Annotated in this window: 32 protein-coding genes and 3 tRNA genes; 12 read left to right on the plus strand and 23 right to left on the minus strand. The window is 64.8% G+C overall.

Translation table 11 applies throughout. The annotated features are described in order from the left end of the window. The first annotated feature begins 129 nt into the window (after positions 1–129). Positions 130–1,044, plus strand: coding sequence for a DMT family transporter (locus EWH21_RS06285; protein WP_037046854.1), 915 nt, complete (start codon positions 130–132; stop codon positions 1,042–1,044). Positions 1,045–1,102: 58 nt separating this feature from the next. Here EWH21_RS06285 and EWH21_RS06290 read toward each other — a convergent pair whose 3' ends face one another. Both EWH21_RS06290 and EWH21_RS06295 read right to left on the minus strand, forming a co-directional pair. Further along, on the minus strand, positions 1,103–1,549 hold the full coding sequence (locus EWH21_RS06290; protein ID WP_037046856.1) for a hypothetical protein: 447 nt from the start codon (positions 1,547–1,549) through the stop codon (positions 1,103–1,105). A 42-nt stretch (positions 1,550–1,591) separates the two neighbouring features. Continuing rightward, positions 1,592–1,750, minus strand: coding sequence for a hypothetical protein (locus EWH21_RS06295; protein WP_277700058.1), 159 nt, complete (start codon positions 1,748–1,750; stop codon positions 1,592–1,594). A gap of 228 nt (positions 1,751–1,978) precedes the next feature. Here EWH21_RS06295 and EWH21_RS06300 point away from each other — a divergent pair. Further along, positions 1,979–2,055, plus strand: a tRNA-Met gene (locus tag EWH21_RS06300). 102 nt (positions 2,056–2,157) lie between these two features. Beyond that, positions 2,158–2,733 (plus strand): hypothetical protein, encoded by a 576-nt coding sequence (locus tag EWH21_RS06305; RefSeq protein WP_277700059.1) that lies wholly within the window; start codon positions 2,158–2,160, stop codon positions 2,731–2,733. A gap of 148 nt (positions 2,734–2,881) precedes the next feature. On the opposite strand, the gene EWH21_RS06310 is transcribed toward EWH21_RS06305, so the two are convergent. From EWH21_RS06310 to EWH21_RS06325, 4 genes are all read right to left on the minus strand, one after another. Next, positions 2,882–3,259: an excalibur calcium-binding domain-containing protein gene (locus tag EWH21_RS06310; protein WP_172979131.1), complete on the minus strand. Its 378-nt coding sequence runs from the start codon at positions 3,257–3,259 to the stop codon at positions 2,882–2,884. A gap of 18 nt (positions 3,260–3,277) precedes the next feature. Beyond that, complete coding sequence (locus tag EWH21_RS06315; RefSeq protein WP_277700060.1) at positions 3,278–3,697, minus strand: type II toxin-antitoxin system VapC family toxin; 420 nt, start codon at positions 3,695–3,697, stop codon at positions 3,278–3,280. Beyond that, the gene (locus EWH21_RS06320; protein ID WP_152488001.1) at positions 3,694–3,939 is read right to left on the minus strand and encodes an Arc family DNA-binding protein; all 246 of its coding nucleotides are present in this window, start codon (positions 3,937–3,939) and stop codon (positions 3,694–3,696) included. Before EWH21_RS06320 ends, EWH21_RS06315 begins: the two co-directional genes overlap by 4 nt. Positions 3,940–4,127: 188 nt before the next feature. Next, the gene (locus EWH21_RS06325; protein ID WP_277700061.1) at positions 4,128–4,496 is read right to left on the minus strand and encodes a hypothetical protein; all 369 of its coding nucleotides are present in this window, start codon (positions 4,494–4,496) and stop codon (positions 4,128–4,130) included. A gap of 117 nt (positions 4,497–4,613) precedes the next feature. Here EWH21_RS06325 and EWH21_RS06330 point away from each other — a divergent pair, with 117 nt between their 5' ends. The 3 genes from EWH21_RS06330 (at position 4,614) to EWH21_RS06340 (ending at position 6,266) form a co-directional block, all read left to right on the plus strand. Continuing rightward, entirely contained in the window at positions 4,614–5,366 is a 753-nt protein-coding gene (locus EWH21_RS06330; RefSeq protein WP_277700062.1) for a class I SAM-dependent methyltransferase, read from the plus strand. Between the two features lie 110 nt (positions 5,367–5,476). Further along, entirely contained in the window at positions 5,477–5,932 is a 456-nt protein-coding gene (locus EWH21_RS06335) for a MerR family transcriptional regulator (RefSeq protein ID WP_277700063.1), read from the plus strand. Beyond that, on the plus strand, positions 5,880–6,266 hold the full coding sequence (locus EWH21_RS06340; protein WP_277700064.1) for a carboxymuconolactone decarboxylase family protein: 387 nt from the start codon (positions 5,880–5,882) through the stop codon (positions 6,264–6,266). Before EWH21_RS06335 ends, EWH21_RS06340 begins: the two co-directional genes overlap by 53 nt. A 69-nt stretch (positions 6,267–6,335) precedes the next feature. Here EWH21_RS06340 and ychF read toward each other — a convergent pair whose 3' ends face one another. The 9 genes from ychF to EWH21_RS06385 form a co-directional block, all read right to left on the minus strand. Beyond that, positions 6,336–7,436 (minus strand): redox-regulated ATPase YchF, encoded by a 1,101-nt coding sequence (ychF, locus tag EWH21_RS06345; RefSeq protein ID WP_047587921.1) that lies wholly within the window; start codon positions 7,434–7,436, stop codon positions 6,336–6,338. Between the two features lie 25 nt (positions 7,437–7,461). Continuing rightward, positions 7,462–8,052, minus strand: coding sequence for an aminoacyl-tRNA hydrolase (pth, locus tag EWH21_RS06350; protein WP_277700065.1), 591 nt, complete (start codon positions 8,050–8,052; stop codon positions 7,462–7,464). A 63-nt stretch (positions 8,053–8,115) separates the two neighbouring features. Then, positions 8,116–8,727: a 50S ribosomal protein L25/general stress protein Ctc gene (locus EWH21_RS06355; RefSeq protein ID WP_037046878.1), complete on the minus strand. Its 612-nt coding sequence runs from the start codon at positions 8,725–8,727 to the stop codon at positions 8,116–8,118. Between the two features lie 105 nt (positions 8,728–8,832). Beyond that, complete coding sequence (locus EWH21_RS06360; protein ID WP_037046880.1) at positions 8,833–9,774, minus strand: ribose-phosphate pyrophosphokinase; 942 nt, start codon at positions 9,772–9,774, stop codon at positions 8,833–8,835. Positions 9,775–9,820: 46 nt separating this feature from the next. Beyond that, positions 9,821–9,895 (minus strand) — tRNA-Gln (locus tag EWH21_RS06365). 56 nt (positions 9,896–9,951) lie between these two features. After that, positions 9,952–10,026: transfer RNA gene (locus tag EWH21_RS06370), tRNA-Gln, on the minus strand. Between the two features lie 26 nt (positions 10,027–10,052). Next, on the minus strand, positions 10,053–10,922 hold the full coding sequence (gene ispE / locus EWH21_RS06375; RefSeq protein ID WP_277700066.1) for a 4-(cytidine 5'-diphospho)-2-C-methyl-D-erythritol kinase: 870 nt from the start codon (positions 10,920–10,922) through the stop codon (positions 10,053–10,055). 205 nt (positions 10,923–11,127) lie between these two features. After that, positions 11,128–11,742, minus strand: coding sequence for a lipoprotein insertase outer membrane protein LolB (gene lolB, locus EWH21_RS06380; protein ID WP_277700067.1), 615 nt, complete (start codon positions 11,740–11,742; stop codon positions 11,128–11,130). Next, positions 11,742–13,469, minus strand: coding sequence for a tetratricopeptide repeat protein (locus EWH21_RS06385; protein WP_047587916.1), 1,728 nt, complete (start codon positions 13,467–13,469; stop codon positions 11,742–11,744). The genes lolB and EWH21_RS06385 overlap by 1 nt, the downstream gene beginning before the upstream one ends. Positions 13,470–13,860: 391 nt before the next feature. On the opposite strand from EWH21_RS06385, the gene hemA reads away from it, so the two are divergent. From hemA to EWH21_RS06415, 6 genes are all read left to right on the plus strand, one after another. Then, positions 13,861–15,141, plus strand: a complete 1,281-nt coding sequence (hemA, locus tag EWH21_RS06390; protein ID WP_047587914.1) for a glutamyl-tRNA reductase — start codon at positions 13,861–13,863, stop codon at positions 15,139–15,141. Further along, positions 15,138–16,220, plus strand: coding sequence for a peptide chain release factor 1 (gene prfA, locus EWH21_RS06395; protein ID WP_047587912.1), 1,083 nt, complete (start codon positions 15,138–15,140; stop codon positions 16,218–16,220). Before hemA ends, prfA begins: the two co-directional genes overlap by 4 nt. A gap of 221 nt (positions 16,221–16,441) precedes the next feature. Next, positions 16,442–17,275, plus strand: coding sequence for a peptide chain release factor N(5)-glutamine methyltransferase (gene prmC, locus EWH21_RS06400; protein WP_277700068.1), 834 nt, complete (start codon positions 16,442–16,444; stop codon positions 17,273–17,275). 4 nt (positions 17,276–17,279) lie between these two features. Beyond that, positions 17,280–18,032: a molybdopterin-synthase adenylyltransferase MoeB gene (locus tag EWH21_RS06405; RefSeq protein WP_047587909.1), complete on the plus strand. Its 753-nt coding sequence runs from the start codon at positions 17,280–17,282 to the stop codon at positions 18,030–18,032. Beyond that, complete coding sequence (gene murI, locus EWH21_RS06410) at positions 18,022–18,813, plus strand: glutamate racemase (RefSeq protein ID WP_277700069.1); 792 nt, start codon at positions 18,022–18,024, stop codon at positions 18,811–18,813. The genes EWH21_RS06405 and murI overlap by 11 nt, the downstream gene beginning before the upstream one ends. Positions 18,814–18,908: 95 nt before the next feature. Next, positions 18,909–19,424: an acyloxyacyl hydrolase gene (locus tag EWH21_RS06415; protein WP_277700070.1), complete on the plus strand. Its 516-nt coding sequence runs from the start codon at positions 18,909–18,911 to the stop codon at positions 19,422–19,424. Positions 19,425–19,485: 61 nt separating this feature from the next. Here EWH21_RS06415 and EWH21_RS06420 read toward each other — a convergent pair whose 3' ends face one another. The 8 genes from EWH21_RS06420 to EWH21_RS06455 are packed head-to-tail and all read right to left on the minus strand — an operon-like array spanning position 19,486 to position 26,934. After that, complete coding sequence (locus EWH21_RS06420; protein ID WP_277700071.1) at positions 19,486–20,016, minus strand: DUF2878 domain-containing protein; 531 nt, start codon at positions 20,014–20,016, stop codon at positions 19,486–19,488. Positions 20,017–20,056: 40 nt separating this feature from the next. Beyond that, on the minus strand, positions 20,057–21,349 hold the full coding sequence (locus EWH21_RS06425) for a cyclopropane-fatty-acyl-phospholipid synthase family protein (protein ID WP_277700072.1): 1,293 nt from the start codon (positions 21,347–21,349) through the stop codon (positions 20,057–20,059). After that, positions 21,336–22,136 (minus strand): DUF1365 domain-containing protein, encoded by an 801-nt coding sequence (locus EWH21_RS06430; protein WP_277700073.1) that lies wholly within the window; start codon positions 22,134–22,136, stop codon positions 21,336–21,338. The genes EWH21_RS06425 and EWH21_RS06430 overlap by 14 nt, the downstream gene beginning before the upstream one ends. Further along, on the minus strand, positions 22,136–23,383 hold the full coding sequence (locus EWH21_RS06435; protein ID WP_277700074.1) for an FAD-dependent oxidoreductase: 1,248 nt from the start codon (positions 23,381–23,383) through the stop codon (positions 22,136–22,138). The genes EWH21_RS06430 and EWH21_RS06435 overlap by 1 nt, the downstream gene beginning before the upstream one ends. Beyond that, positions 23,380–24,138: an SDR family NAD(P)-dependent oxidoreductase gene (locus tag EWH21_RS06440; RefSeq protein ID WP_277700075.1), complete on the minus strand. Its 759-nt coding sequence runs from the start codon at positions 24,136–24,138 to the stop codon at positions 23,380–23,382. The genes EWH21_RS06435 and EWH21_RS06440 overlap by 4 nt, the downstream gene beginning before the upstream one ends. Continuing rightward, positions 24,135–24,557 (minus strand): nuclear transport factor 2 family protein, encoded by a 423-nt coding sequence (locus EWH21_RS06445; RefSeq protein ID WP_277700076.1) that lies wholly within the window; start codon positions 24,555–24,557, stop codon positions 24,135–24,137. Before EWH21_RS06445 ends, EWH21_RS06440 begins: the two co-directional genes overlap by 4 nt. Continuing rightward, complete coding sequence (phrB, locus tag EWH21_RS06450; RefSeq protein ID WP_277700077.1) at positions 24,554–25,990, minus strand: deoxyribodipyrimidine photo-lyase; 1,437 nt, start codon at positions 25,988–25,990, stop codon at positions 24,554–24,556. The genes EWH21_RS06445 and phrB overlap by 4 nt, the downstream gene beginning before the upstream one ends. After that, positions 25,978–26,934: a MerR family transcriptional regulator gene (locus tag EWH21_RS06455; protein ID WP_277700078.1), complete on the minus strand. Its 957-nt coding sequence runs from the start codon at positions 26,932–26,934 to the stop codon at positions 25,978–25,980. Before EWH21_RS06455 ends, phrB begins: the two co-directional genes overlap by 13 nt. Position 26,935: the final 1 nt, after the last annotated feature.

The following is a 26,935-nucleotide window of genomic DNA, read 5'->3' on the forward strand; positions in this document are numbered from 1 at the left end:
ATTGCCTGCCTCCGTATGGTGCAAAGCCGCCTGATTCGGAAGCTATGCAATGATCGCTCAGCACCGTTCGCCCGCTGACCGCACACGACCAGGCGACGCGTTCCTCGTCATCACCCTGGCGCTTGCCTCATGACTGCACTCAATCACTCGCGCCCGCTGGCGCTGTTCGGCCTGCTGCTGGCCAACCTCTGCTGGTCCGGCAATGCCCTGGTCGCACGTGCCTTCGCCGGGGAAATCGCGCCGTTCACCCTCGCGTTCTGGCGCTGGTGCCTGGCGTTGGCGCTGCTGCTGCCCTTCGTCGCCATGCCACTGTGGCGCCATCGCGCTGCTGTGGGCCATGCCGGGTGGCGCCTGCTGGTGCTCGGGGGGCTGGGGATCGCCGGCTATAACTCGCTGCTCTACAGTGCGGCGCAGACCACGGCGGCGATCAATATTTCGCTGGTCAACACATGCCTGCCACTGGTGACGTTCATCGGTGCCGGGCTGCTGCTCAACGAATGGCCAGCACGACGCGCCTGGTGGGGCATGCTGGTGGCGGTGATCGGCCTGGCGGTGCTGATCAGCCAGGGCCAGTGGAGCCGCCTGGCCAGCCTGTCGTTCAATCAGGGCGACCTGATCATGCTGCTGGCGGTGGTCGACTGGGCGCTGTACTCGCTGCTGCTACGGCGCTGGGCCAGCTACCTGCAGCCGATTCCGCCACTGGCGCTGCTGGGGGTGTTCATCATGCTTGGCGTGCCGCTGATCCTGCCGTTCTACCTGTATGAACTGAGCCAGGGTGCACAGCTTGCGCTGAATACCGCCAATCTCTCGGCGGTCGCCTACACCGCCGTATTCGCCTCGTTGCTGGCTTACCTGGCCTGGAACCACGGCATCCGCGTGATCGGTGCTGCCAAGGCTGCGCTGACCAACTACCTGATGCCGGTGTTCACCGCGCTGCTGGGATGGGTGCTGCTGAACGAAAGCCTGCAGCTCTACCACTGGCTGGGCGCGGCGATGATCTTCGGCGGCCTGCTGTTGGCCACGCGCCCTGGCAGGCGTGCCTGAGGAACGAGCATCCGCATGCAGGGTGGGTGCATTCCGTGCGTGGGAGGCAGGCAGCGTGTCAGTCCGGCTTGAGCATCACGAAGGCCTCACCATCTTGGCGATCATGCATCAGGATGAAGCGCTGCCCGGCGATCACCATCTTCACGGGTGCCTTGCGAGGTACCGTGGTACCGGCATTCACCGCAGCTGCGCTGAGCATCTGGCTCGTCAGCGTGTCGTCCTGTTGCGATTCGCCGGTCACCACGCACTCGTGACTGACCTTCACCTGGATACCCAGGCTCTTGTCTGCATTGAAGCCGACCGTGGCAAAGCCCATGTCGGTCATCTCGGTAATGCCGTGCTGACGCGCCACGCGATGTGCCTCGGCAAAGCTCGGGGCGGTTTGCAGGCAGATATCACGGAACGCCTGCACCAGTGGCGAGGTCACCGGCACCGGTGGCTGCGAACCCAGGTTGGCGCAGGCGCCCAGAAGGCTGCAGCTGACAAGCAAGGCGAGCTTTTTCATCACATCATTCCTTAATGAGGGATAGGTTCAGGGCTGCTGCGATTACTCGCAAAGATCATGCCCCAGCACCTGCGAAGCCAGCCCCTTGGCCAGATAGGTTTCCACCACGCGGCCATCGGCACACTCGGTCCTGTGCCCGATGGCAACGCCGATGGACAGCAGAACGAATAGCGCCAGACCGATATTCTGGATGGGCGTCATGACAGGGCTCGTTTGGAAATGGATGAGGCAGGATGAACAGGCCGACAGGGGATGGCAAGCACTGATCCCGGCCATTGCGCCAAGGGGTCGAGAGGTGTGACACAGAGCCTGCAGCGAGCCGTCGAACGTACCGTTGCCTACGCAGCCTAACCACTTGATAAAGCGTAAATTTATCGATGATCTGGGGTTGACAGCAGTCAGCGAGACGCGGAAAATGCGCGCCACGTTGGCTACATAGCTCAGTCGGTTAGAGCGCAGCATTCATAATGCTGATGTCCCAGGTTCAAGTCCCGGTGTAGCCACCATACAAATCAAAGGGTTAGCTTCGGCTAGCCCTTTTTTGTTTGTGGTTCCAGACTACAAACAGACTACGGACCGACTACTCTTCCAAAAAAGCAGGATGCTAGATGAAACTCCTAAGACCCATTTTCTTAGCGGTTGTCTTGTTCGGTGCAGGGACGCTCGTATTCTCCTCACTGCCGTTGCATTACCAAAACGCTATTCGCGACTGGTATGCTCGTCTAGGTACACCTACCTATGCGGAGTCACCGGACCATTTCTCTGCACGAGATCAAGCTGCGGTCATCAGCGAAAATCAGGCGCGTGGCCATAAGCTGAAATGCTACGGAAACCTCGGCCCCGCTGAGCGTATTACAGCCCAGAACGACTACCTTTGCTCTGCCCATATCAGCAAGGCGTATGACAATATTCCCGCACGGTTGGTGACGTTCTTTTTTACGAAGAACAAGCTGAGTAACGTACGTATTGAGTTTGCGGACGGTAGCTTCGATCAGCTGCAAGATTATCTGACCAGAAAGCTCGAGAATTACCCTCGTCTGGACCAAATGCCAGGCGCTAGGTTCGGAACTGATGCCTTTGGGAAGAAGCTGGTCGTCTGGCGGGTTCAGAGCGGCCTGCTCACGGCCCAGGCGGAGGCGACGCCGGGGCAGAATCCGATAATTCTGTGGAGTGGCTATCAGTGAGAGCCTTGCTCGGGACTGGCTGGGTACAGCGATGCATGCCTCCCGATTCGAGCGTGGCTTAGCCGCCTACAAACCAAAGGGTTAGCTTCGGCTAGCCCTTTCTTGTTTGTGGTTCCAGACTACGGGCCAACTACGCATTGTCTCCGCTTTACCGGCACCACTGTTGCTCACAGGGAACGCGGTCTCCGTCGCCATCCATCTTTGTGCCGGGGCAGTTGTTCAAGAAAAAGGTAGCTTCTTCGCAGGATCTCATCTGCGAACAGTGGATGCGACCATCGCAGCGATACTGCGTTGCTTGCCCTGAACCGGGCACGGCGGACGTAGCAGGTGAGGATGTAGAGCTGCTCGAACTGAAAGACGGCAACAAGCTTTCGAGCGAGAAACTTTCCGATGGCTGCTTGATGATCGGCTCACTTAACAAGCTGCCATCGTCAGAGGTGTTCGTAATCATTGGGCTTGCGGGCCGATCGAAGTAGAAATGCCAGATCGCTAGACCTGCAGCCAGCAACACAATCCATTTTTTCATGGCACTTCCTTGCTCGAACTAGGCGCTCCAAGGATCTACCAGGGCAACGCCCGGCGTTTCGAAGTGGCGAATATTGCGAGTTGCGATCACGGCATCATGTAGCCGACCAATTGCAGCGATCTGCGCATCGGCCATATCAACCACCCGTCCTTTAGCCTCGGTTTCTGCGGCTATCTCTGCATAGTGCACAGCGGCATCTGCATCGAACGGCAGAATATTGCCCGCGAACTCCTCAACGAACATGGCTGAAGCTACATCGAGCAATCCTTGTCTGCGCTTGCCGTCCGGCATTCTGGCAATGCCAGAGAGAACTTCCGCAACGGTGATCGAGGTGATTACCAGATCCCCGACAGGCTGAGCGTCAACCCACTCCAGAACCTGGGGCGCAGGCTTGGCGCGCATCAGTTCCGACAGCACGTTGGTATCAAGCAGGATCATTCATCGAAGCTCGCAGCACGGGCGTTGTCTTTGCGCTCTGGTAGCTCAAGGTCTGCCCCTCCAACAGCGGCAAAGCGGGAGTGAATCCGGCTACCCAAGCCACCACGCTTTCCTTGTCGTGACAGAGCCTGCCGAATAATCACCCGGGCTTCTTCTTCCATGGAACGGCCGTGGCTAGCCGCTACGATACGCAGCTGGGCTTTCAGATCGTCGTCGAGGTTTCTAATAGTGATAGCGGCCATGGTTGCCTCCCGTGCATTCAGTGCTTTCAGTGATAGCATACCTGTGCGCGGGCCACATGCACACAGCCGCGGGTCTCACTGATAGATACCCTGAAAACCCGCCACACTGACCCCATTCATTCTCTTGTTGCCGGTCAAGAGGATCGGCTTCCTTATTGTTCCCGTGTCGTCTGTAGACAGCTGTCCTGCTAGCTGTTCTTGATCCCTGTACAGGCCACGTATCGCTTGGCAATGGCGATGACATCGGCTTTGTTGGCGAAGGTCTGGGGAGACTGGGAGAAGATGCGGTCCTCGCACATGTCCCGGTAGTTTTCGTAGCGGGCGATGCAGCTGGCGGAGGTCTTGCCTGTGGCCTGCTCGTAACTGGCGTCGTTGCAGAAAAAGGTCACCAGCTGGTGGGTCCCAACCTTGACCTCATCGAGACTGACGCTTGTGGCTTCTACCTTTTGCAGCAGGGCCTGGTAGCTATCAACATCGATGGCAGTGGCCGCGAAGTGCTCGGTATAGAGGTAATAGCCGCCGGCGGCGACCGAGAGCAGCAGGAGCAGGTTTTTCATTTGCTTCATCCTTGATGGCGAAAGCCCGGCAGAATAGAAACGCTGATGACCATTGTCCACGGTGTGCGTGCGCGACCGGACGGTTCCTTTTTCTTCGATCTGTGTGATGTGTGCTGAATGAAATCCTTTGATGAGCTGGTGGCTGAAGCTGAAGCGGCCGATGTGAGTGGTTGGGGCTTCGGGTGGCTGGCGGGGCGAGCCAGCGAGGAGCGTCCTTCCTGGGGGTATTCCAGGTTGCTGGCGCAGCGCTTGGCGCAGGTGGAGTCGGCGCTTGATCTGGACACCGGTGGCGGTGAGGTGCTGGGCGAGGTGCCGCGCTTTCCTCCGCGAATGTGTGCCACGGAGGCGTGGCCGCCCAACGCCCGCAAGGCCCGCGAGCACCTGGGCGCGCGTGGCGTGCAGGTGGTGGAAACCACGGCGGCGGACAGCGTGCTGCCGTTTGCGGACACTTCTTTCGAGCTCGTCACATCGCGTCATCCGGTATCCCCGAACTGGGCCGAGATCCATCGCGTGCTCAAGCCGGGCGGATGCTACTTCGCGCAGCATGTCGGTGCGGCTTCGGCTTTCGATCTGATTGAGCGCTTCCTCGGGCCGCTTCCACAGCAGCGACGTCAGCGCGATCCGCAGGACGAGGCGGCCGCCGCGCAGGCAGCCGGGCTGAACGTGACGGATCTGCGTGTCGAGCGCTGTCGTTTGGTGTTCAACGACGTCGGGGCGGTGGTCTGGATTCTGCGCAAGTGCGTGTGGTGGGTGCCTGACTTCTCCACACGCAAGTACCACGATGTATTGCTGGCCCTCGATGAGCAGATGCGTGGTGGGCGGCCATTCGTGGCGCATTCGACTCGGCACCTGATCGAAGCGCGGCGTTAACCCGGGGCGCTGCCACGCGGGTCGGTTGGGCTATCGGGCGTTGTTCGGCGCTTGACGTGGATACCGAAAGGGATTGACTTAGAGCGCACTCGAACTTTTAGGATCGCCCCATGGAACCTCATCTGAGCATCGACGAAGTCGCCCGCCGCACCGGGCTGACAGCCCATACCCTGCGCTATTACGAACGCATCGGGCTGATCGGTCCGGTGGGCCGCACGGCGAGTGGACAGCGCCGTTATGCGCCTTCGAACATGGCCTGGATCGAGTTCCTGCTGCGCCTGCGCACGACCCGCATGCCGATCGGCAAGATGCAGGCGTTCGCGGCGCTGAGAGGCGCCGGAGACCCGACGGTGCCGGCGCGTCGCCAGATTCTGGAAGAACACCTCGCGGAGGTTCTGGCCGAGATCGAAGCGATGCGCTGCGCCGCCGATGCGCTGCAAGCGAAGATCGAGCACTACCGCTCGTGCGAGCAGCGCCTGGCGCCGGAGTCATCAACCGAGAGGGGCAACGAGCATGAGCAACGAAAGTCGGTACCAGCGGGGGCTGGCCAGGCTGAAGGAGATTGACGGTGAGGCCGGCGAGCGGGTGGTGGAGAGTCTGTCTGGCATCGCCCCGGATTTCGCGCGCTACCTGGTGGAGTTCCCGTTCGGCGATATCTACTCGCGGCCGGGGCTGGACCTGAAAAGCCGGGAGATCGCCGTGGTGGCGGCGCTGACCGCCCTTGGCAATGCTGCACCACAGCTGAGGGTGCATGTGCATGGCGCGCTGAACGTCGGTGTCAGCCGCACCGAGATCGTCGAGACGATGATGCAGATGGCGGTGTATGCCGGCTTTCCCGCCGCCCTCAATGGCCTGGCGGTGGCGCGGGAGGTGTTCGAGCAGCGCTCTGAGGCGGCCTGACGCCGGGCCATAAGCGCGAAGCCCCCAGCGGCGTGGATCCGCTGGGGGCTTCGAGGGAGCGGGGCAGGCTCAGACGTTGAAGCGGAAGTGCATCACGTCGCCGTCCTTGACGATGTAGTCCTTGCCTTCCAGGCGCCACTTGCCGGCTTCCTTGGCACCGCCTTCGCCCTTGTAGGCGATGAAGTCGTCGTAGGCGACCACTTCGGCGCGGATGAAGCCTTTCTCGAAATCGGTGTGGATCACCGCGGCTGCCTGCGGCGCGGTGGCGCCGACGCGGACGGTCCAGGCGCGCACTTCCTTCACCCCGGCTGTGAAGTAGGTCTGCAGGTTGAGCAGGGCGTAGCCGGCGCGGATCACGCGATTCAGGCCTGGCTCTTCCATGCCCATGGTTTCGAGGAACATCTGCATCTCTTCCAGATCGTCCAGCTCGGCGATCTCGGCTTCGATCTTGTTGCACACCGGTACGACGATAGCGCCTTCCTCTTCGGCGATGGCTTTCACCACGTCGAGGTGCGGGTTGTTTTCGAAGCCGTCTTCGGCGACGTTGGCGATGTACATCACCGGCTTGGTGGTGAGCAGGTGGAAGGTCCTGGCCAGGCGCTTCTCGTCGTCACCCAGGCTCTTCAGCAGGCTGCGCGCCGGCTTGCCTTCGGTGAAGTGGGGAATGAGTTTTTCCAGCAGGGCCTTCTGCGCCACGGCCTCCTTGTCACCGCCCTTGGCACTGCGCGCCACGCGCTGCAGTTGCTTCTCGCAGCTGTCGAGGTCGGCCATGATCAGTTCGAGGTCGATGATCTCGATGTCACGCTTGGGGTCGACGCTGTTGGCGACGTGGATGACGTTCTCGTCTTCGAAGCAGCGCACGACGTGGGCGATGGCGTCGGTCTCGCGGATGTTGGCGAGGAACTTGTTGCCCAGGCCTTCACCCTTGGAGGCACCGGCCACGAGGCCGGCGATGTCGACGAACTCCATGGTGGTGGGGATGACCTTTTCCGGCTTGACGATCTCGGCCAGGGCATCCAGACGCGGGTCGGGCATGGGCACGATGCCGCTGTTCGGCTCGATGGTGCAGAAGGGGAAGTTCTCTGCGGCGATGCCGGACTTGGTGAGGGCGTTGAACAGGGTGGACTTGCCGACGTTGGGCAGGCCGACGATGCCGCAGTTGAATCCCATGGGGGTGACCCTCGGTAAAAGGTGGTTACTTGGTGGCCTTCTGGCTATGCAATTTGCGCATGGCCACGGTCCAGTCGCCGGCGAGTATTTCCGGCAGGACGTCCAAGGCGAAGTTGATGCTCTGGTCGAGCAGTTCCTGTTCGCTGCGTGGCGCGCGTCCGAGCACGTAGCCGGAAACCAGGCTGGCGTGCCCGGGGTGGCCGATGCCGAGCCGCAGGCGATGGAAGTTATTCTGGTTGCCGAGCTGGGCGATGATATCGCGCAGGCCGTTGTGGCCGCCGTGGCCGCCGCCCTGTTTGAGCTTGGCGACGCCGGGTGGCATGTCGAGTTCGTCGTGGGCCACCAGAATCTCTTCGGGTTTGATCTTGAAGAAATTGGCCAGGGCCGCCACGGACTGGCCGCTGCGGTTCATGTAGGTGGTGGGGATGAGCAGACGAACTTCGCGCCCCTGGTGGTTGAACTTGCCCACCAGGCCGAAATACTTGCGATCGACGCTGAGGTTGACGCGCTGGCTTTCCGCCACGCGCTCAACGAAAAGGGCCCCTGCATTGTGCCGGGTCTGGTCGTATTCGGGGCCGGGGTTACCCAGGCCAACGATCAGTTGTACGGCAGTCATACAGGAGCCCTTTCGAGGAAATCGCCCGGCGTGATCGCATGCCGGGCGGGTTCCGCACCGCGATTACTCGGCAGCGCTTTCTTCGTCTTCAGCCTTCACGCGGGAGGCGTGAATGTTGGAGACAGCCAGGTCGTTACCGTGAGCCAGAGCAACCAGCTCAACGCCTTTCGGCAGCTTCAGGTCGGACATGTGTACGGTCTGGCCCACTTCCACGGCAGCCATGTCGACTTCGATGAATTCCGGCAGGTCTTTCGGCAGGCAGGAAACTTCGACTTCGCTGATGGTGTGGGAGATCTCACCACCTTGCTGCTTGACGCCTACGGCAGTCGCTTCGTTGATGAAGTGCAGCGGTACGTGGGCGCTCAGCTTCTGGCCGGCAACGACGCGAACGAAGTCAGCGTGCAGAACGAAGCCTTTGGCCGGGTGGCGCTGCAGGGCTTTGATCAGAACGCTTTCTTTGGTGCCGGCAACGTCCAGGGTCAGAACGTGGCTGAAAGCCGCTTCGTTTTCCAGCAGCTTGGCCAGGTCTTTGGCCAGCAGGCTGATGGAGGCCGGGGCTTTCTCGCCGCCGTAGATCACGGCAGGCACCATGGACACGTTACGACGCAGGCGGCGGCTCGCACCTTTCCCCAGGTCGGAACGCACTTCGGCATTCAGGGCAAATTCAACAGTCATTTCACTTCTCCAAAATAACCAAACCGCCTGCAGGCTTGCGACCAGCCTTGGGCGGTAGGGCAAAAAGCCCCGCACGAGGCGGGGCGCATAACGTCAGCGGGTTCCTTAGCGGAACATCGCGCTGATCGATTCTTCGTTGCTGATGCGGCGAACCGCTTCGGCGACGACCGGGGCGATGTCGAGCTGGCGAATGCGCGAGCAGGACTGTGCCGCAGCGGACAGCGGGATGGTGTTGGTCACCACCAGCTCGTCCAGCGAGGAATTCTCGATGTTCTCGATGGCGCGGCCCGACAGCACCGGGTGGGTGCAGTAGGCGTAGACCTTGGCGGCGCCACGATCTTTCAGGGCCTTGGCCGCGTGGCACAGGGTGCCGGCGGTATCGACCATGTCGTCGACCAGGATGCAGGTACGACCTTCGACGTCACCGATGATGTGCATCACTTCGGACTGGTTGGCCTTCTCACGACGCTTGTCGATGATGGCCAAGTCGACGCCCAGGCTCTTGGCCACGGCGCGTGCGCGGACGACGCCGCCGATGTCCGGGGAGACGATCATCAGGTTGTCGAAGCGCTGGTCTTCGATGTCGTCGACCAGGACCGGGGAACCGTAGATGTTGTCCACCGGGATGTCGAAGAAGCCCTGAATCTGATCGGCATGCAGGTCCACGGTCAGTACGCGGTCGATACCGACCACGGTGAGCATGTCAGCCACGACCTTGGCGCTGATCGCCACACGGGCGGAGCGCGGGCGACGATCCTGGCGGGCGTAGCCGAAGTAGGGGATGACCGCGGTGATGCGGGTAGCCGAGGAACGACGGAAGGCATCAGCCATCACCACCAGTTCCATCAGGTTGTCGTTGGTGGGTGCACAGGTCGGCTGAATCAGGAATACGTCCTTGCCGCGGACGTTCTCGTTGATTTCGATCATGACTTCGCCGTCGGAGAAACGTCCGACCGAAGCATCGCCGAGGGGAATGTGCAGCTGACGAACGATCCGTCGCGCCAGATCGGGGTTTGCGTTCCCCGTGAAGACCATCATCTTGGACACGCGCAGTACCTGCCGGCTGGGGGTATACCTGGATGGGTATGGAAAATGGCAGGGGCGGCTGGATTCGAACCAACGCATGCCAGGATCAAAACCTGGTGCCTTACCGCTTGGCGACGCCCCTATATTCTGTGTCGAATGCTGTCGGATGCGGTTTTCGATGCCTCCCTGGGGAGGTTATGGCAGGGGCGGCTGGATTCGAACCAACGCATGCCAGGATCAAAACCTGGTGCCTTACCGCTTGGCGACGCCCCTGTATCGTATAACCGAATGCTGAGCATTCACTTCTTGGCCAATGCTTGGAGCCTGCGGTGCAGCATCGAAATGTTGCGACCTTGAGCGACAAAGCTCGGCAGAGTGCCTGGAAGTTGGCGGGCGACTTTATCAGCATCGTCCCGATTTGGGAAGCTCCCAAATACACAAGCTCCAGTGCCGGTCAATCTAGCTGAAACGAATTTGTTCAACAAGATCAAAGCGTTACGAACTTCTGGGTAACGCTTCTCTACAACCGGCTGGCAGTCGTTTCGACCACCCCCCGCAAGAAGGCTGCGAACTTTAATGGGCGGCGTATCCCGTGTCAACTCGGGCGAGCCGAAAACTTCTGCTGTGCTTACAAAGACTTGCGGCACCGCGACGAGGAACCAGGGTTCGTCCAGCTCCACGGGCGTCAGGCACTCGCCAACGCCCTCGGCGAAGGCGGCGCGGCCGCGCACGAATACCGGTATGTCGGCGCCCAGTGCCAGGCCCAGCTCGGCCAGGCGATCCTCGCCCAGTTGCGTGTGCCACAGGTGGTCGAGGCCGAGCAGGGTGGTGGCGGCATCCGAGCTGCCGCCACCGATGCCGCCGCCCATGGGCAGGCGCTTGTCCAGCCAGATGTCGGCGCCCAGTGACGTACCGCTGGCTTGCTGCAGCCGCTTGGCGGCGCGCACGATCAGGTTGCTGTCGTGCGCAACGCCTTCGATGGGGGTGTGCAGGCGAATCTCGCCATCCTGGCGCACGCTGAAGCCAAGCTCGTCGCCATGCTCGAGAAACTGGAACAGGGTCTGCAACTCGTGGTATCCGTCGGCGCGGCGGCCGAGGATATGCAGCATCAGGTTGAGCTTGGCGGGAGCGGGCAGGGTGAGTTCGGCGTGGGCGGGGATGGCGGTCATGGTCGGAGCAGGGGCGTCGTCGCGAGAATAGGTGGCGATTGTATGCGGGAAATACCTCGGCAGGCGCATCGCGGCTAAAGCTGCTCCTACAAAGACCGCAGCCCCTGTAGGAGCAGCTTTAGCCGCGAAATGCCCAGCCGAAACGCTGAGCCATCGCCGACGCTGTCGCGGCTTAGGCCCCTCCCACAAGGTTGGGGGGGCGGGCTTACTGGCCGAGCTGACGCGGCTGCCAGTCCTTGATCACCAGGGTGACGTCCAGGTCCTGGCCGTAGAGCTTCAGGCGCTCGGGCAGGGCGTAGCCGTTCTGTTCGGTGTAGCGCTGATACTCCACTCGCCAGCCGTCCTGCTCCAGGCGGGCCAGGTGGCTTTCGCCGTCGAGGGTGATGCGGCTGCGGCTTTCCGGGGCCGGCAGGCCGCGAATCCACCAGAGCAGGTTGGAGACCGGCAGGTCCAGGCGCAGCTGTTCACGCAGCAGGGCTTCCGGCGACTCGGCGCGATAGAGGCCGCGGTTGGACACTTCCAGCAGGATGTCGCCCGGGCGGCCGGTCAGACGGGCGGCGCCGCCACCGAGCGGGCCGGACAGGCGGATATCGTAGTAGTCCTGGCGTTGCAGCCAGAACAGCGTGGCGCTGCCCGAGTCGCTGGGCGCACGAATGCCGATCTTGCCGTTGATCTGCCAGCCGTCGAGCTGGCTGATCTGCTGTTTATGGGCTTTCCACTGCGCCGGGTCGCCCTGGCCTTCCAGTGCTTCGTGCGAGGTGAGGCCGGCGCAGCCGGCGAGCAGGGCGATGAGGCTGAAAACAAGAAGGTGACGAAGCATCAGGGCGTCTCGGAACCGGTCAGGCGCGAGAGGGTGTCGCGCAGGATGGGGCTGTCAGGTGTCTCGGCCAGGGCCTCGCGCCAGACGCTGCGGGCCTCGCGCTGCTTGCCCTGGGCCCAGAGCACTTCGCCAAGGTGGGCGGCAACCTCGTGGTCGGGGAACTTCTTCAGGGCCAGGCGCAGGAAACGTTCGGCTTCCTCCAGGTTACCCAGGCGATAGTTGACCCAGCCGAGGCTGTCGAGGATGGCCGGGTCGTCCGGGTTGAGCTGGTGGGCCTTCTCGATCAGGTCGTGGGCTTCCTGATAGCGCGTGGTGCGGTCGGCCAGGGTGTAGCCGAGGGCATTGAGCGCCATGGCGTGATCCGGCTCGCGCTCGAGGATGTAGCGCAGGTCGTGTTCCAGCTGGGCCAGGTCGTCGCGCTTCTCCGCCAGCATGGCACGGGTATAGAGCAGGTTGAGGTCATCGGGGAACTGCTCGAGGCCCTGGTTGATCACCTGCCAGGCCGAGTCGACCTGGTCATGGTTGCTCAGCCCCTCGGCTTCGATCAGGTACAGCTGGATGGCGTAGTCGGGTTGCGCCTCGCGCGCTTCGGCCAGGCGACGGCTGGCGTCGTCGTTGCGCTGCTGGTTGAACAGCAGTTCGGCCTGGCGTTGCTGGGCCGGCAGGTAGTCGTTGCTGGGGCCGACCATGCCGTACTCCTGCAGGGCGCTGTCGCTGTCCTCCAGCTCTTCGTAGGCACGGCCCAGGTTGTAGTGCGCCGCGTCGACATGGCTGCGCCGTTCGACCAGCTCTTCCAGGTAGACGATGGCTTCTTCCCAGGCTTCGGCTTCCAGGCACACCAGCGCCAGGGAGAAGCGCAGGTCGTCGTCGTTGGGATTTTCCTGCACCAGCTTGGAGAACTCGCCCTTGGCGTCGTCGAGGCGGTCCTGCTCGACCAGCAGGCGTGCATAGGTCAGGCGCAGGCGCTTGTCGTCGGGGTTCTCGCGGATGCCTTTCTGCAGCAGGGGCAGCGCTTCCTCGCCACGTCCCAGGCTCTGCAGCAGGCGGGCGCGCAGCAGCAGCGGGGACACTTCCTTGGCGCTGCCGGGGCGTTCCTCGAGCAGCTCCAGGGCTTCTTCGGCGCGGCCGTCCTGTTGCAGGAGGATGGCCTTGCCGAACAGCAGCTGACTGTTGTCCGGGTTCTTGCTCAGCAGCCGGTCGAAGCCTTGCAGCAGGCCGGCGCGGGTGTCCGGGTCGGTTTCCGCGGCGGACAGTGCGAGGAAATCGAAGTGGGTGTCGCCCTGGCGCTGCAGCACTTGCTCCATGTATGTCATGGATTCGTCATAGCGGCCGGCGCGAGCCAGCTGCACGGCCGCCGCGCGTTGTGCGTCGATGTTCTGCGGCGCGTTCTGCGCCCAGATCAGTGCGCTGTCCAGTGCGGCCTGCTCGGCGCCGAGGTACTCGGCGATGCGGAAGGCGCGCTCGGCGACTGCGGGGTCGCCGGTGGCGTTGGCCTGCTGCACGTAGTTGCCCAGGGCGATATCGAAGCGATTGCGCTGCCCCGCCAGTTCGGCGGTGAGCAGGGCGAACAGGGTTTCCTGGCTGAACGAGCCGTATTCTTCCGGCTTCAGCTGGGTGCTCTGGTCGGCTTCCTGCACCGGCGGCGTGCCGTCAGGCTCGCTGGGGGCGAAGGTTTGGCAGCCGCTGAGAAGGGCAATTGCAGTGACTAACGCGAGGGGTCTGGTCATCAGGGTGTGTTTCCGTTTCGTTCGCGGCCGCGACGGAGCTGGTTTGGGCGCGAGGCAAGGCACGAGAGGCGAAGTTTGGTCGTCCAAATGAGTCATCGAGTAATGCAGTCTCGCGGCAAAACCGGCCCGTCCCTTCGAGTTGCGCGGCAAATGCGGCGCGCGATGAAACGGGAACGGACCCAGGCACCTTGTCGTGCGTTATTCCGGGGCGACGGCCATGCCGGCTCGCGCCCTGCGACGTTCGCGGCATCATGACACAAGCCTTGGAGCAAGCCCACTGGCCAGGACGATGCGGCGAACTGTCTATTGGGACAATAGGTCGCGGTAGTTGTTCTCTCGGGGGCGAAGTAGGACAATTGCCGGCTTCCGTATTGCCCCTCAGCGACTCTGCATGGCCTTCATCGCCCTCGGTATCAACCACAAGACCGCCTCGGTAGAGGTGCGTGAGCGCGTTGCTTTCACCCCGGAGCAACTGGTCGAGGCATTGCAGCAGCTGTGCCGGCTGACGCCCAGCCGCGAGGCGGCGATCCTCTCGACCTGCAACCGCAGCGAGCTGTACCTGGAGCAGGATCAGCTGAGCAGCGACGAAGTGCTGCAATGGCTGGCCAGCTATCACCGCCTGAGCATCGACGAATTGCGAGCCTGTGCCTACGTGCACAGTGACGACGCCGCCGTGCGTCACATGATGCGCGTGGCCTGCGGGCTGGACTCGATGGTCCTCGGCGAGCCGCAGATCCTCGGTCAGCTCAAGTCCGCCTATGCCGTGGCCCGCGAGGCCGGCACCGTCGGGCCGTTGCTGGGGCGCCTGTTCCAGGCCACCTTCAGCACCGCCAAGACCGTGCGCACCGACACCGCCATCGGCGAGAACCCGGTTTCCGTGGCCTTCGCGGCGGTCAGCCTGGCCAAGCAGATCTTCGCCGACCTACACCGCAGCCAGGCGTTGCTGATCGGGGCCGGCGAGACCATCAGCCTGGTGGCGCGGCACCTGTTCGATCAGGGCATCAAGCGCATCGTCGTCGCCAACCGCACGCTGGAGCGTGCCAGCCAGCTGGCCGAGCAGTTCGGCGCCCATGCGGTGCTGCTCTCGGACATCCCCGACGAGCTGGCGCACAGCGACATCGTCATCAGTTCCACGGCCAGCCAGCTGCCGATCCTCGGCAAGGGCGCCGTGGAAAGTGCGCTGAAGAAGCGCAAGCACAAGCCGATCTTCATGGTCGACATCGCCGTGCCGCGCGATATCGAGCCGCAGGTGGGCGAGCTGGATGACGTCTACCTCTATACCGTCGATGACCTGCACGAGGTCATCGAGGAAAACCTCAAGAGCCGTCAGGGCGCGGCGCAGGCCGCCGAGGAACTGGTCGCCGCCGGTACCGACGATTTCATGCAGCGCCTGCGCGAGCTGGCCGCAGTGGATGTGCTCAAGGCCTACCGCCAGCAGGCCGAGCGCCTGCGCGACGAGGAGCTGGCCAAGGCCCAGCGCATGCTGGTCAACGGCAGCAATCCCGAAGACGTGCTGGCGCAACTGGCGCGCGGCCTGACCAACAAGCTGCTGCACGCGCCCAGCGTGCGCATGAAGAAACTTACCGCCGAGGGGCGCATCGACGCGCTCAGCCTGGCCCAGGAATTGTTCGCCCTCGACGAGAGCGCACCGCAGGACAAAGGTCTGCAATGAAAGCTTCACTGTTGAACAAGCTGGACAACCTCAGCGATCGCTTCGAGGAACTCACGGCGCTGCTCGGCGACGCCGAGGTGATCGCCAAGCAGAGCCAGTTTCGGGCGTACTCCAAGGAATATGCCGAGATCGAGCCGGTAATCGCCACTTTCCGCGAGCTGCGCAAGGTGCAGTCCGACCTCGAAGGTGCTCAGGCGCTGCTCAAGGACAGCGACCCGGACCTGCGCGAGATGGCCGAGGAGGAAGTCGCCCAGGCCCGTGAGGCGCTGGTCGAGCTGGAGGACCGCCTGCAGCGCATGTTGCTGCCGAAGGACCCCAACGACGGGCGCAACGTCTATCTGGAAATCCGTGCCGGCACCGGTGGCGACGAGGCGGCGATCTTCTCCGGCGACCTGTTCCGCATGTATTCGCGTTATGCCGAGAAGCAGGGCTGGCGGGTCGAGGTGCTGTCGGCCAACGAGGGCGAGCACGGCGGCTTCAAGGAAGTGATCGCCCGCGTCGAGGGTGACAACGTTTACGCCAAGCTCAAGTTCGAGTCCGGTGCGCACCGCGTGCAGCGCGTGCCGGAGACCGAATCCCAGGGCCGTATCCACACCTCCGCCTGCACCGTGGCGGTGTTGCCGGAGCCGGATGAGCAGGCCGCCATCGAGATCAACCCGGCCGACCTGCGCGTCGATACCTACCGCAGCTCCGGCGCCGGTGGCCAGCACGTCAACACCACCGACTCGGCGATCCGCATCACCCACATCCCCACCGGCACGGTGGTGGAGTGCCAGGAAGAACGTTCGCAGCACAAGAACCGCGCCAAGGCCATGGCCTGGCTGGCGGCCAAGCTGCAGGACCAGCAGGACGCCGCCGCGCACAAGGAAATGTCCGACACGCGCAAGCTGCTGGTCGGCTCCGGCGACCGCTCCGAGCGCATTCGCACCTACAACTTCCCGCAGGGCCGGGTGACCGACCACCGCATCAACCTGACCCTGTATTCGCTCAACGAAGTGATTGCCGGCAGCGTGGAGGCGGTGATCGAGCCGTTGCTGGCCGAGTACCAGGCCGACCAGCTGGCGGCGCTGGGCGACTAGGGCCGCGACGAGCCGCGAGCTGAATTCGCCGGACCGCCGGATGCAATCCGGGACGCATGGGTGAACCCCTGGGCTGGATGAGGCTTTTTCATCCACCCTTCCACGCGGTGGCTCGAGCAGGCGTGACAGGCGCCCCGATCCATCCAGGAGAGAACCGCAAGGCACGCGCCGCCGAGTGCGGGTCATCTTGTCGCTGAAGCTTGCCGCTCGAGGCTTAACGCATGTCCACCATCGAATCCCTGCTCAACACCGCCGAGCTGCCTGACTCGCCCACGCCACGGCTGGACGCCGAGCTGCTGCTGGCCGCCGCACTGGGCAAGCCGCGCAGCTATCTGCGTACCTGGCCGGAGCGCGAGCTGGCCGCCGATCAGCTGGGCCTGTTCCGGAGCCACCTGCAGCGCCGTCGTCAGGGTGAGCCGGTGGCCTACATCCTCGGCCATCAGGGCTTCTGGAGCCTGGACTTGGAGGTCGCGCCGCATACCCTGATTCCGCGCCCGGACACCGAGCTGCTGGTGGAGAGCGCGCTCGCGCTGCTGCCGGCCACGCCACTGGCGGCGCTGGATCTCGGCACCGGCACCGGCGCCATTGCCCTGGCCCTGGCCAGCGAGCGGCCGGGCTGGCAGGTTACCGGTGTCGATCGCGTCGAGGACGCCGTGGCCCTGGCCGAGCGCAACCGTCAGCGTCTGCAACTGGACAACGTCCGCTTCCTGCACAGCCACTGGTTCTCCGCCCTGGCCGGGCAGCGCTTCGGGCTGATCCTGAGCAACCCACCCTATATCCGCGCCGACGACCGCCATCTGGACCAGGGCGACGTGCGCTTCGAACCGAGCAGTGCGCTGGTGGCCGGGGCCGACGGGCTGGACGATATTCGTGCGATCATCCAGGCCGCGCCGCAGTACCTGCTGGCCGGCGGCTGGCTGTTGCTGGAGCACGGCTTCGACCAGGCCGAGGCCGTGCGTGAGCTGCTCGCCACGGCGGGGTTCAGCGAGGCACACAGCCGACGTGACCTGGGCGGACACGAGCGCATCAGTTTGGGACGTTTCGACCATGAGTGATCAGATGCTGAGCGATGATGAGCTGCTGCGTTACAGCCGGCAGATTCTGCTGAAACAGATCGACGTGGAGGGACAGCTGCGCCTCAAGCAGGGCCGTGTGCTGATCGTCGGCATGGGCGGGCTGGGCTCGCCCGTGGCCCTGTACCTGGCTGCTGCCGGCGTCGGCGAGTTGCACCTGGCCGACTTCGACACGGTGGACCTGACCAACCTGCAGCGGCAGATCGCCCACGACACCGCCAGCATCGGCCAGGCCAAGGTGGATTCGGCCATGGCGCGGCTGGCGGCGATCAACCCGCAGGTCAGCCTGGTGCCGCACCGTCAGGCGCTGGATGCCGATTCGCTGGCGGCTGCGGTGCAGGCTGTCGACCTGGTGCTGGATTGCTCGGACAACTTCTCCACCCGCGAGGCGGTCAACGTCGCCTGCGTGGCGGCGGGCAAGCCGCTGGTCTCCGGCGCAGCGATTCGCCTGGAGGGCCAGCTGTCGGTGTTCGACCCGCGTAACGTGGCCAGCCCGTGCTACCACTGTCTCTACGGGCATGGCAGCGAAGCCGAGCTGACCTGCAGCGAGGCCGGGGTGGTGGGCCCGCTGGTCGGGCTGGTGGGTAGCCTGCAGGCGCTGGAGGCGCTCAAGCTGCTGGCGGGATTCGGCGAGCCGCTGGTGGGGCGCCTGTTGTTGATCGACGCGCTGGGCACGCGCTTTCGTGAGCTGCGGGTCAAGCGCGATCCCGCTTGCGGTGTCTGTGGCGATGCCCAGTAACGCACCGATCGGGGTATTCGACTCGGGCGTCGGCGGCCTGTCCGTGCTGCGCGAGATCCGCCAGCTGCTGCCGAACGAGTCGCTGCTGTACGTTGCCGACAGCGGCCATGTGCCCTATGGCGAGAAGAGCCCGGAGTACATCCGCGAGCGCTGCGTGCAGATCACCGAGCATCTGCTGGCACAGGGCGCCAAGGCGCTGGTGCTGGCCTGCAACACTGCCACTGCCGCTGCCGCCGCTGACCTGCGCGAGCGTTATCCGCAGTTGCCCATCGTCGGCATGGAACCTGCGGTAAAGCCTGCCGCGGCGGCGACCCGCAGCGGAGTGGTCGGCGTGCTGGCGACCACCGGTACGCTGAAGAGCGCCAGGTTCGCCGCGCTGCTCGACCGTTTTGCCGGCGATGTGCGGGTGGTCACGCAGCCCTGTCCGGGGCTGGTCGAATGCATCGAAGCGGGCGCGTTGCAGGCAGCGGCCACGCGCGAGCTGCTGCAGCGTTACGTGGCGCCCCTGCTGGACGAAGGCTGCGACACGCTGATTCTCGGCTGCACCCACTACCCCTTCCTGCGGCCGCTGCTGACGACACTGCTGCCGCCCTCAGTGACGCTGATCGATACCGGGGCCGCGGTGGCGCGCCAGCTGCAGCGGCTGCTGCTTCAGCATGACCTGGCCGCGACCGAGGCGGCGCAGCCGAGCCGTTACTGGAGCAGTGGCGATACCGCGCAACTTTCCCGGGTCTTGCCGATTCTGCTTGGTGAAACGGCCGAGATCCTTTCCTTGCAGTGAATGTGAATTTTTCGCCTCTTGCCTCCCTTCATGTCGATTAGTTCTATATTTTTGTAACGAGCCTGATGAACTCTCGCTACTTAAAGGAATGACTCATGAAGAAGTTGTACGCCTTAGCTGCAAGCGCGGCGCTGTCGTTGGGAATGATGGGGGCTGCACAGGCAGCGGATGTCACCGCCGCCATCGGCCAGAGTGGGGATTCGACCATGGTGTACCGCCTGGGGGCACAGTGGGACTGGGACAAGAGCTGGCTCGAGAGCAGCGTTGGTCGCCTGACCGGCTACTGGGACCTGGGTTATACCTACTGGGATGGCGACGACACGGCGAGCAACCACAGCCTGTCCTTCGCGCCGGTATTCGTCTACGAATTCGCCGGGCAGAGCGTGCGTCCCTACATCGAAGCGGGTATCGGCGTGGCTGCCTTCTCCAGCACCGAGCTGGAGAGCAACGAGCTGGGCTCCTCCTTCCAGTTCGAGGACCGCATCGGCGTCGGACTGCGTTTCTCCGGTCAGGAGATCGGCCTGCGTGCGGTGCACTACTCCAACGCCGGCCTCAAGCAGCCGAACGATGGTGCCGAAGCCTACACCCTGCATTACCGCATGAGCTTCTGAGCCTGCGCTGCAGACGAAAAGGCCGGGCAGATGCCCGGCCTTTTCGTGTCAGGGGGAACCGCTAGGGTGCGCTGCGCCGGCTGCGCAGCTGTTGTTCGTATTGCGCCCGATACAGTCGGGCGAAACCATGCAGCACCGGCATCACGATGGCCCAGGTCAGCGCCAGGATGGCCAGGGTCGGCCAGGTGCCCAGCGGCAGCGTGACCCCTGCGAGCCGGGCGCCGGCGTAGTACGACAGGGGCGCGGCCAGCGCGCCGAGCAGGCTGCCGCGCCACCAGGGCTGGGCGGTCCAGGCCAGGCAGTGGTTGAGGGTGCTGGCCAGCAACAGCCACAGCAGCGCCAGCCACAGCGGAATCAACTGGCGTGGCTCGCCGAAATCGAAGACGCCGAGGTTGAGCAGGAAGCTGTCCAGCGCACTGCCTGCGAGGAACACGCTGAGCAGCAGTTTGCCTTCGGCGGCCCAGCTGCTGACCCAGAGCAGATGCACCGCGATGATCGCGGCCACGGCCAGCAGCCAGAAGCTGTCGCCGGCGAACACGCAGACCAGCCAGCCGAGCTGGAACAGAAGGGCATTGGCAAGCAGGCGGGGCATCGGCGGGTTCCTGGGGGGCGTTCGGGCCGGGCAGTCTAGGTCAGTTGTTCGTCCAGGCCAACGTCGAGGGCTGCACGTACTGCGGCAGCGGCCGGGCGCCGGGCTTGGCCAGCAGCAGTTGTGCGGTGCCGATGGTGCGCTCGAGGAAGCCGCCCTCGCAGTAGCACAGGTAGAACTCCCACAGGCGGTAGAAGTAGTCGTCATAGCCCAGTTGCTCCAGGCGCTGGCGTGCCTGGCTCAGGTTCTCGCGCCACAGGCGCAGGGTGCGCGCGTAGTGCAGGCCGAAGTCCTCCATGTGGTGCAGGTTGAGGTCGGTGTGGCGGCTGATCACTTCCAGCATCTTGTGCATCGACGGCAGGGCACCGCCGGGGAAGATGTAGCGCTGGATGAAGTCCACCGACTGGCGGGCCTGCTCGTAGCGCTGGTCGCGAATGGTGATGGCCTGCAGCAGCATCAGCCCCTCGGGCTTGAGCAGGCGCGCGCATTGCTCGAAGTAGGTGGGCAGGAAACGATGGCCGACGGCTTCGATCATCTCGATCGAGACCAGCTTGTCGTACTGGCCCTCGAGGTCGCGGTAGTCCTCCAGCAGCAGGGTGACGCGATCCTCCAGGCCCTGCTCGCGGATGCGTCGTTCGGTGTAGGCGTACTGCTCGCGCGACAGGGTGGTGGTGGTCACCCTGCAGCCATACTGGCTGGCGGCATAGATGGCCATGCTGCCCCAGCCGGTGCCGATCTCCAGCAGGTGGTCGGACGGTTGCAGCGCGAGCTTCTCGCAGATGCGCTGCAGCTTGTTGAGCTGCGCCTGCTGCAGGCTGTCGTCGCCGTGCAGGAACATCGCAGCGGAGTACATCATGGTCGGGTCGAGAAACTGCTCGAACAGGTCGTTGCCCAGGTCGTAGTGCGCCGCGATGTTGCGTCGCGAGCCCTGCCGGGTGTTGCGATTGAGCCAGTGCAGGCCCTGGATCAGCGGTCGTCCCAGGCGTGCCAGGCCGCTTTCCATGGCGTCGAGGACGTCGAGGTTGGCGACGAAGATGCGCACCACCGCAGTGAGGTCCGGGGTGCTCCAGTAGCCATGGATGTAAGCCTCGCCGGCGCCGATCGAGCCATTGCCGGCGACCAGGCCCCAGACTGCCGGATCGTTGACCCGGATCTCGGCTCGTTGGTTGCTCTGCGGCGTACCGAAGTGCAGCACCTCGCTGCCCTCATGAACCAGCAGCAGGCCGTGTCGCAGGTTGGCCAGCTGGCGCAGTACGGCACGCCGCAGCAGACCGGCACCGATGCCGTTGCCGCTGCGGACCAGGCTTCTGCTGGCGATCAGGCTAGAGCTTTTCATGGGGCATGTCCTTCACTTGGGGGCGGGCAACGCGGAAGCGGCCTTCCGCAGGCGTGTGGTCGAAAATCGGCATGCGCTTGAGCAACAGGCGCAGCGCCTGCCAGTAGATGGCGGCGAGGGTCTTGCCGGTCATCCAGGGGAAACCCAGCAGGTAGCGGTGCAGGCCGGCGCGGTCGAGGGCCTGGCGGTGCAGGCTGAGGCTGGCGTCGAACAGCTTGCGCTCGCCTTGCCAGTCGGCCATGTGCAGGCCGAGGCGTTCGCCGACCGGGCTGAAGCTCATGCGGTATTCCAGGTCGCGCGGCAGGAAGGGCGAGACATGGAAGGCCTTGGCCACGCGGATGCGCTGGTGGCCGTCGGCGCTGGCCGGTACCACGTAGTGATAGCGCTCGCGCCAGGGGGTGTTGCTGACCTCGCAGAGAATCGCCAGCAGGCGATCGTCGCCGTCATGGCAGTAGAAGAGGCTGACCGGATTGAAGGCCAGGCCCCAGCTGCGCGGTTGCGTCAGCACGCAGATGCGCCCCTGCGGGCGAACGCCCAGCGCCTCCTGCACCAGGTTGCGCACCGCTTCGTGCAGGGCCATGCCCTGGCGGGTGAACGCGGGCAGGTAGTCGCGCTCGCGGAAGGCGAAGGGCGCGCAGCGGCCCGAGCCGGCCAGCGGCGAGAGGGCGAACAGCTGCGCCTGCTCGTCCAGGTCGAGGTACAGCAGGCCCATGCGGTAGCGGAAGGCATGGGCGCGCGGGGCGAAGCGGCGATGCTGCACCCAGCCACTGTACAGGGCGCTGTGCATCACAGCGTCTCTCCAAAGGCGCGGGCCACGCGCAGTGCACTGACCACGCCGTCCTCGTGGAAGCCATTGGCCCAGTAGGCGCCGCAGAAGTAGCTGTGCTGCGCGCCCTGCAGCTCCTGCCAGCGGGCCTGGGCGGCGGTGCCGGCCAGGCTGTACTGCGGGTGGGCATAGCGGAAGCGCGCGAGGATCTTGCCTGGATCGATGGCGGCGCTCTGGTTGAGGCTGACGCAGAAGGTGGTCGCGCTGTCGATACCCTGCAGGATGTTCATGTTGTAGGTCACGGCGGCCGGCTGGTCGCTCGGCCCGCCCAGGCGATAGTTCCAGCTGGCCCAGGCCAGCGGGCGCTCGGGCAGCAGGCGGGTGTCGGTGTGCAGGACCACGTCGTTGCTGGCGTAAGGCAGGGCGCCGAGGATATCCCGTTCCGCCGTGCTGGCCTGGTCGAGCAGGGCCAGGGCCTGGTCGCTGTGGCAGGCGAACACCACCTTGTCGAAGCGCTCCTCGCCGGCCGCGCTGTGCAGGGTCACGCCGTTGTCGTCGCGCACCACCCGGCTGACCGGGCAGTTGAGGCGGATGCGCTCGGCGAAGCTGGCGGTCAACGGCGCCACGTAGCTGCGCGAGCCTCCCTCGATCACCTGCCAGGTCGGGCGGTCGCTGACCGAGAGCAGGCCGTGGTTCTTGCAGAAACGCACGAAGAACTGCAGCGGGAAACCGAGCATGTCGGCCAGCGACATCGACCAGATCGCCGAGCCCATGGGCACAATGTAGTGCTCGATGAAGCGTCGCCCGTAGCCGTTGCGTTGCAGGTACTGGCCGAGCGTGGTGTCGGCGTCGATACGGTCGCTGGCGAGGTCGTCCAGCGACTGCCGATTGAAGCGCAGGATGTCGCGCAGCATGCCCCAGAACGCCGGCGACCACAGGTTGCTGCGCTGGGCGAACAGGCTGTTGAGGTCGTGACCGTTGTATTCCACGCCGCTGCTCGGGTCGCTGACCGAGAAGCTCATCTCGGTAGGCTTGAACGCCACACCGACCTGCCCGAGCAGGCGAATGAAATTGGGGTAGGTCCAGTCGTTGAAGACGATGAAGCCGGTGTCGATGGCATAGCGACGACCTTCCACCTGCACGTCGACGGTGTGGGTGTGGCCACCGATCCAGTCGCCGGCCTCGAACACCTGGATGTCGTGCTTGCGGTTGAGCAGGTAGGCACAGGTCAGCCCGGCGATGCCGCTGCCGACGATGGCGATCTTCATGGGGTGTCCTCGTTGCGTGCCAGGCGGCGGCCGATGGCCAGCTGCAGGCTGCTGGGCAGGCTGCCGAGCAGTCTCAGTGCGGCGATGAAGGGGCTGGGAAAGGCGATCTCGTGCGGGCGTCGCTGCAGGCGCGCGGCGATGTGCCGGGCGGCGCGTTCGACCGGCCAGCGCATGGGCATGGGGAAGTCGTTCTGCTGCGTCAGCGGGGTGTCGACGAAGCCCGGACTGACCAGGGTGACATCGATGCCTTCCGCCGCCAGATCGACACGCAGGCTCTGCAGCAGGTAGCGTAGCGCCGCCTTGGATGCGCCATAGGCCTCCGAGCGTGGCAGCGCCAGGTAGGTGACCGAGCTGCCGACGCCGACCAGGTGCGGGCGGTGGCCCTGGCGCAGCAGTGGCAGCGCCGCCTCGATGCAGTGGCTGGCGGAGAACAGGTTGGCGCTGACCACGCGTTCGATCATCGCCGCCTCGAACTGGCGCGCGTCGATGTACTCGCAGGTGCCGGCATTGAGGATCGCGCAATCCAGTGCGCCCCAGTGCCGGGCGATGGCGGCGCCGATGGCGCGCACCTGCCCGGCGTCGGTCAGATCGCCAGGAAGCACCAGTACCTGCTCCTCACCGTAGCGCGCCGCCAATGCCTGCAACGGCGCCTGGCTGCGGGCGCTCAGCGCCAGGCGATGGCCGCCGCGCAACAGTTCCTCGGCCAGGGCTGCGCCGATGCCGCTGCTCGCCCCGGTCAGCCAGATGCGGTTCATGCCAGCCTCCGTTTCAACCAGGCGATCACGCCACCGAGCAGCGGCAGGTGGTCGTAGAGCAGGGCGCCGGCATCGAAGTAGTCGCGGTGCCGATACACGCGTTCGCGCCAGAGCAGGTGCGAGCAGCCCGCCACCGCGATCTCCTCGCCGCCGCGCAGGCGTGGGTGGCGATAGCGCATGGTCCAGCGCAGGTAGCCCTCGCCGTCGGCGACCTGATCGAAACCGTGGAATTCGAAGTGCAGCGCGTCGACGTTGGCATACAGCTCGGCGAAGTAGCGGCGCACGGCGCCGAGGCCCTGTACCTCGTGCAGCGGGTCCTGGAACCGCACGTCGTCGCTGTACAGCTCGTTCAGCTGGTCGAGGTTGTCCCTGTCCAGCGCGGCGAAGCGCTCGGCGAAACCACGCAGGAACTCGCTCATGCCGGCACTTCCCGCGCATTGAGGTCCTTGAAGGCGCTCAGCGCACGTTCACGCGAGCGCGACAGGTCGACGATCGGCCGTGGGTAGCCGGAGGGGGCGAACAGCCCCCCGAGCGCCGCCGGGTCATGGATGTCGCGCTTGTTCAGCGAGGCCAGCTCCGGCAGCCAGTGGCGAATGAAATGACCGTCGGGGTCGAACTTCTGCGACTGGCTGATGGGGTTGAAAATGCGGAAGTACGGCGCGGCGTCGGTCCCGGTGGAGGCGCTCCACTGCCAGCCGCCGTTGTTCGCGGCGAGGTCGCCGTCGATCAGCTGGCGCATGAAGAAACGCTCGCCCTCGCGCCAGTCGATCAGCAGGTTCTTGGTCAGGAACATGGCCACGACCATGCGCAGGCGGTTGTGCATCCATCCGGTCGCCTGCAACTGGCGCATGGCGGCATCGATGAGCGGCAGGCCGGTGCGCCCTTCCTGCCAGGCGGCCAGCTCCTGCGGGGCGTCACGCCAGCGCAGGGCCTCGGTTTCCAGGCGGAAGGCGCGATGGCGCGAGACGCGCGGGTAGCCGACCAGGATGTGCTTGTAGAACTCGCGCCAGAGCAGCTCGTTGATCCAGGTGACGGCGCCGGGGTTGCCGCTGTCGAACTCGCCCTGGTTGGCGGACAGGGCGGCATGCAGGCACTGGCGTGGCGACAGCACGCCGGCGGCCAGGTAGGCCGACAACTGGCTGGTACCGGGGCGGGCCGGGAAGTCGCGCTGGCGATCGTATTCGCTCACCTGTTCATCGGCGAAGCGCTGCAGGCGTTGCTGGGCCGCGTCTTCGCCGGCCGGCCACAGCTCGCGCAGGCTGGCGCCGGGCGTGGTGAAACCGGCGACCGCGTCGGGAATCGGGTCGCTGGCGATGGCCAGTGGTGCCTGCGGCCTGGGTGGCGCAATGCAGGCGGGCAGGGCGCTGTGCAGACGCTCGTAGCAGACCTTGCGGAACTGGCTGTAGACCTGGAAGTAGCCGCCGGAGCGGGTCAGCACGCTGCCGGGCCGGAAGAACAGCTGGTCGAGGTGGCTGTGCCAGGCGATGTCCTGCTGCCTGAGGTAGGCGGCGACCTGCTGGTCGCGCAGGCTCTCGTTGACGCCGTACTCCTCGTTGACGTGGACGGCGCAGACGTTGTGCTGGTAGCAGACCTCGGCGAGCTGGGCGGAGGCGTCGCTCCAGTCCGCGCAGTGGCGTATCAGCAGCGGCACGTTGAGCCTGGCCAACGCGCGCTGCAGCTCGGCCAGGTTGCGCAGCCAGAAGTCCACCTTGCATGGCGCGTCGTCGTGGCGCTGCCACTGCTGCGGAGTGATCAGGTACAGGGCGATGGTCGGGCCACTCAGCATGGCCTCGCTGAGGGCGGTGTTGTCCTGGGTGCGCAGGTCAGTGCGCAACCACATCAGTCGTTGCATGGGGTTACCTCGTGCATGCCGAGCAGGCCGTGGCGCAGCAGCCAGGCGTGGGCGGCCAGCGGATCACTGGCCGACTGCAGTTCGCTCAGGGCGTCGCGATGGATGTGAGTGGCGGGGCCGGCGATCAGCAGCGGCACCGGACATTGTTCTGCCAGGCGTGGCAGCTGGCGGCGCACCTGCACACCGTCCAGGGCCTGCTCGGCGTACAGCAGCAGCGCACGAGGGGCGATATGCTCGAGCGCGGTGAGCAGTTCGTTGTACGGCAGCGGCCAGTCGAAGATTTCCACCGGGCAGTCGCTGGCGCTGGCCAGCCAGGCGCACAGCCACAGGCCCGGCTCCATGGGCGCCTCGCCCAGGTTGACCAGCAGCAGCGGGGCGCCGCCGACCTGGCGGTTGCTGTGATAGATGCGGGTGGCCAGCTTGCTGCGCAGCCAGGAGAGAAAGAACACCTGCTCGGCGCGGGCGCAGAACTGGCCCTGCCAGCGTTGGCGCAGGTCGCCGAGCAGTGGCCAGAGCAGCTGTCCTGCCAGGGTGCTGACCGGGTACAGCGCCAGCGCGGCGTTGAAGCGTTCGTCCAGGCGCCGTTCGTTGAACTCGGCGATGCAGCCCAGCAGCTCGCTGCGCTGGCGCGACCAGTTGTCGTTGCCGGCGGCCTGGGGTTGCTGGCCATGGTCGAGCAGAGCCTTGACCTGCCCCACCGCGACGCCGCGTGCCAGCCAGGCGAGGATGGCGTGGATGCGTTCGAGATTGGCCGGCGAGTACAGGCGATGACCCTTGGGCGTGCGGTAGGGCACGATCAGCCCGTAGCGCCGCTCCCAGGCACGCAGGGTCACGGCATTGACGCCGGTGCTGCGCGCCACTTCGCGAATCGGCAGGTAGCCCTCGTCGAGTGCCTGGCGATAGTCCTGGCCGCTGTCTGCAGCGGCGCTGCGTTCGTGGCTCATG

Origin of the sequence: Pseudomonas sp. REST10 (assembly GCF_029542605.1) — a bacterium.
Classification (GTDB): domain Bacteria; phylum Pseudomonadota; class Gammaproteobacteria; order Pseudomonadales; family Pseudomonadaceae; genus Aquipseudomonas; species Aquipseudomonas khazarica.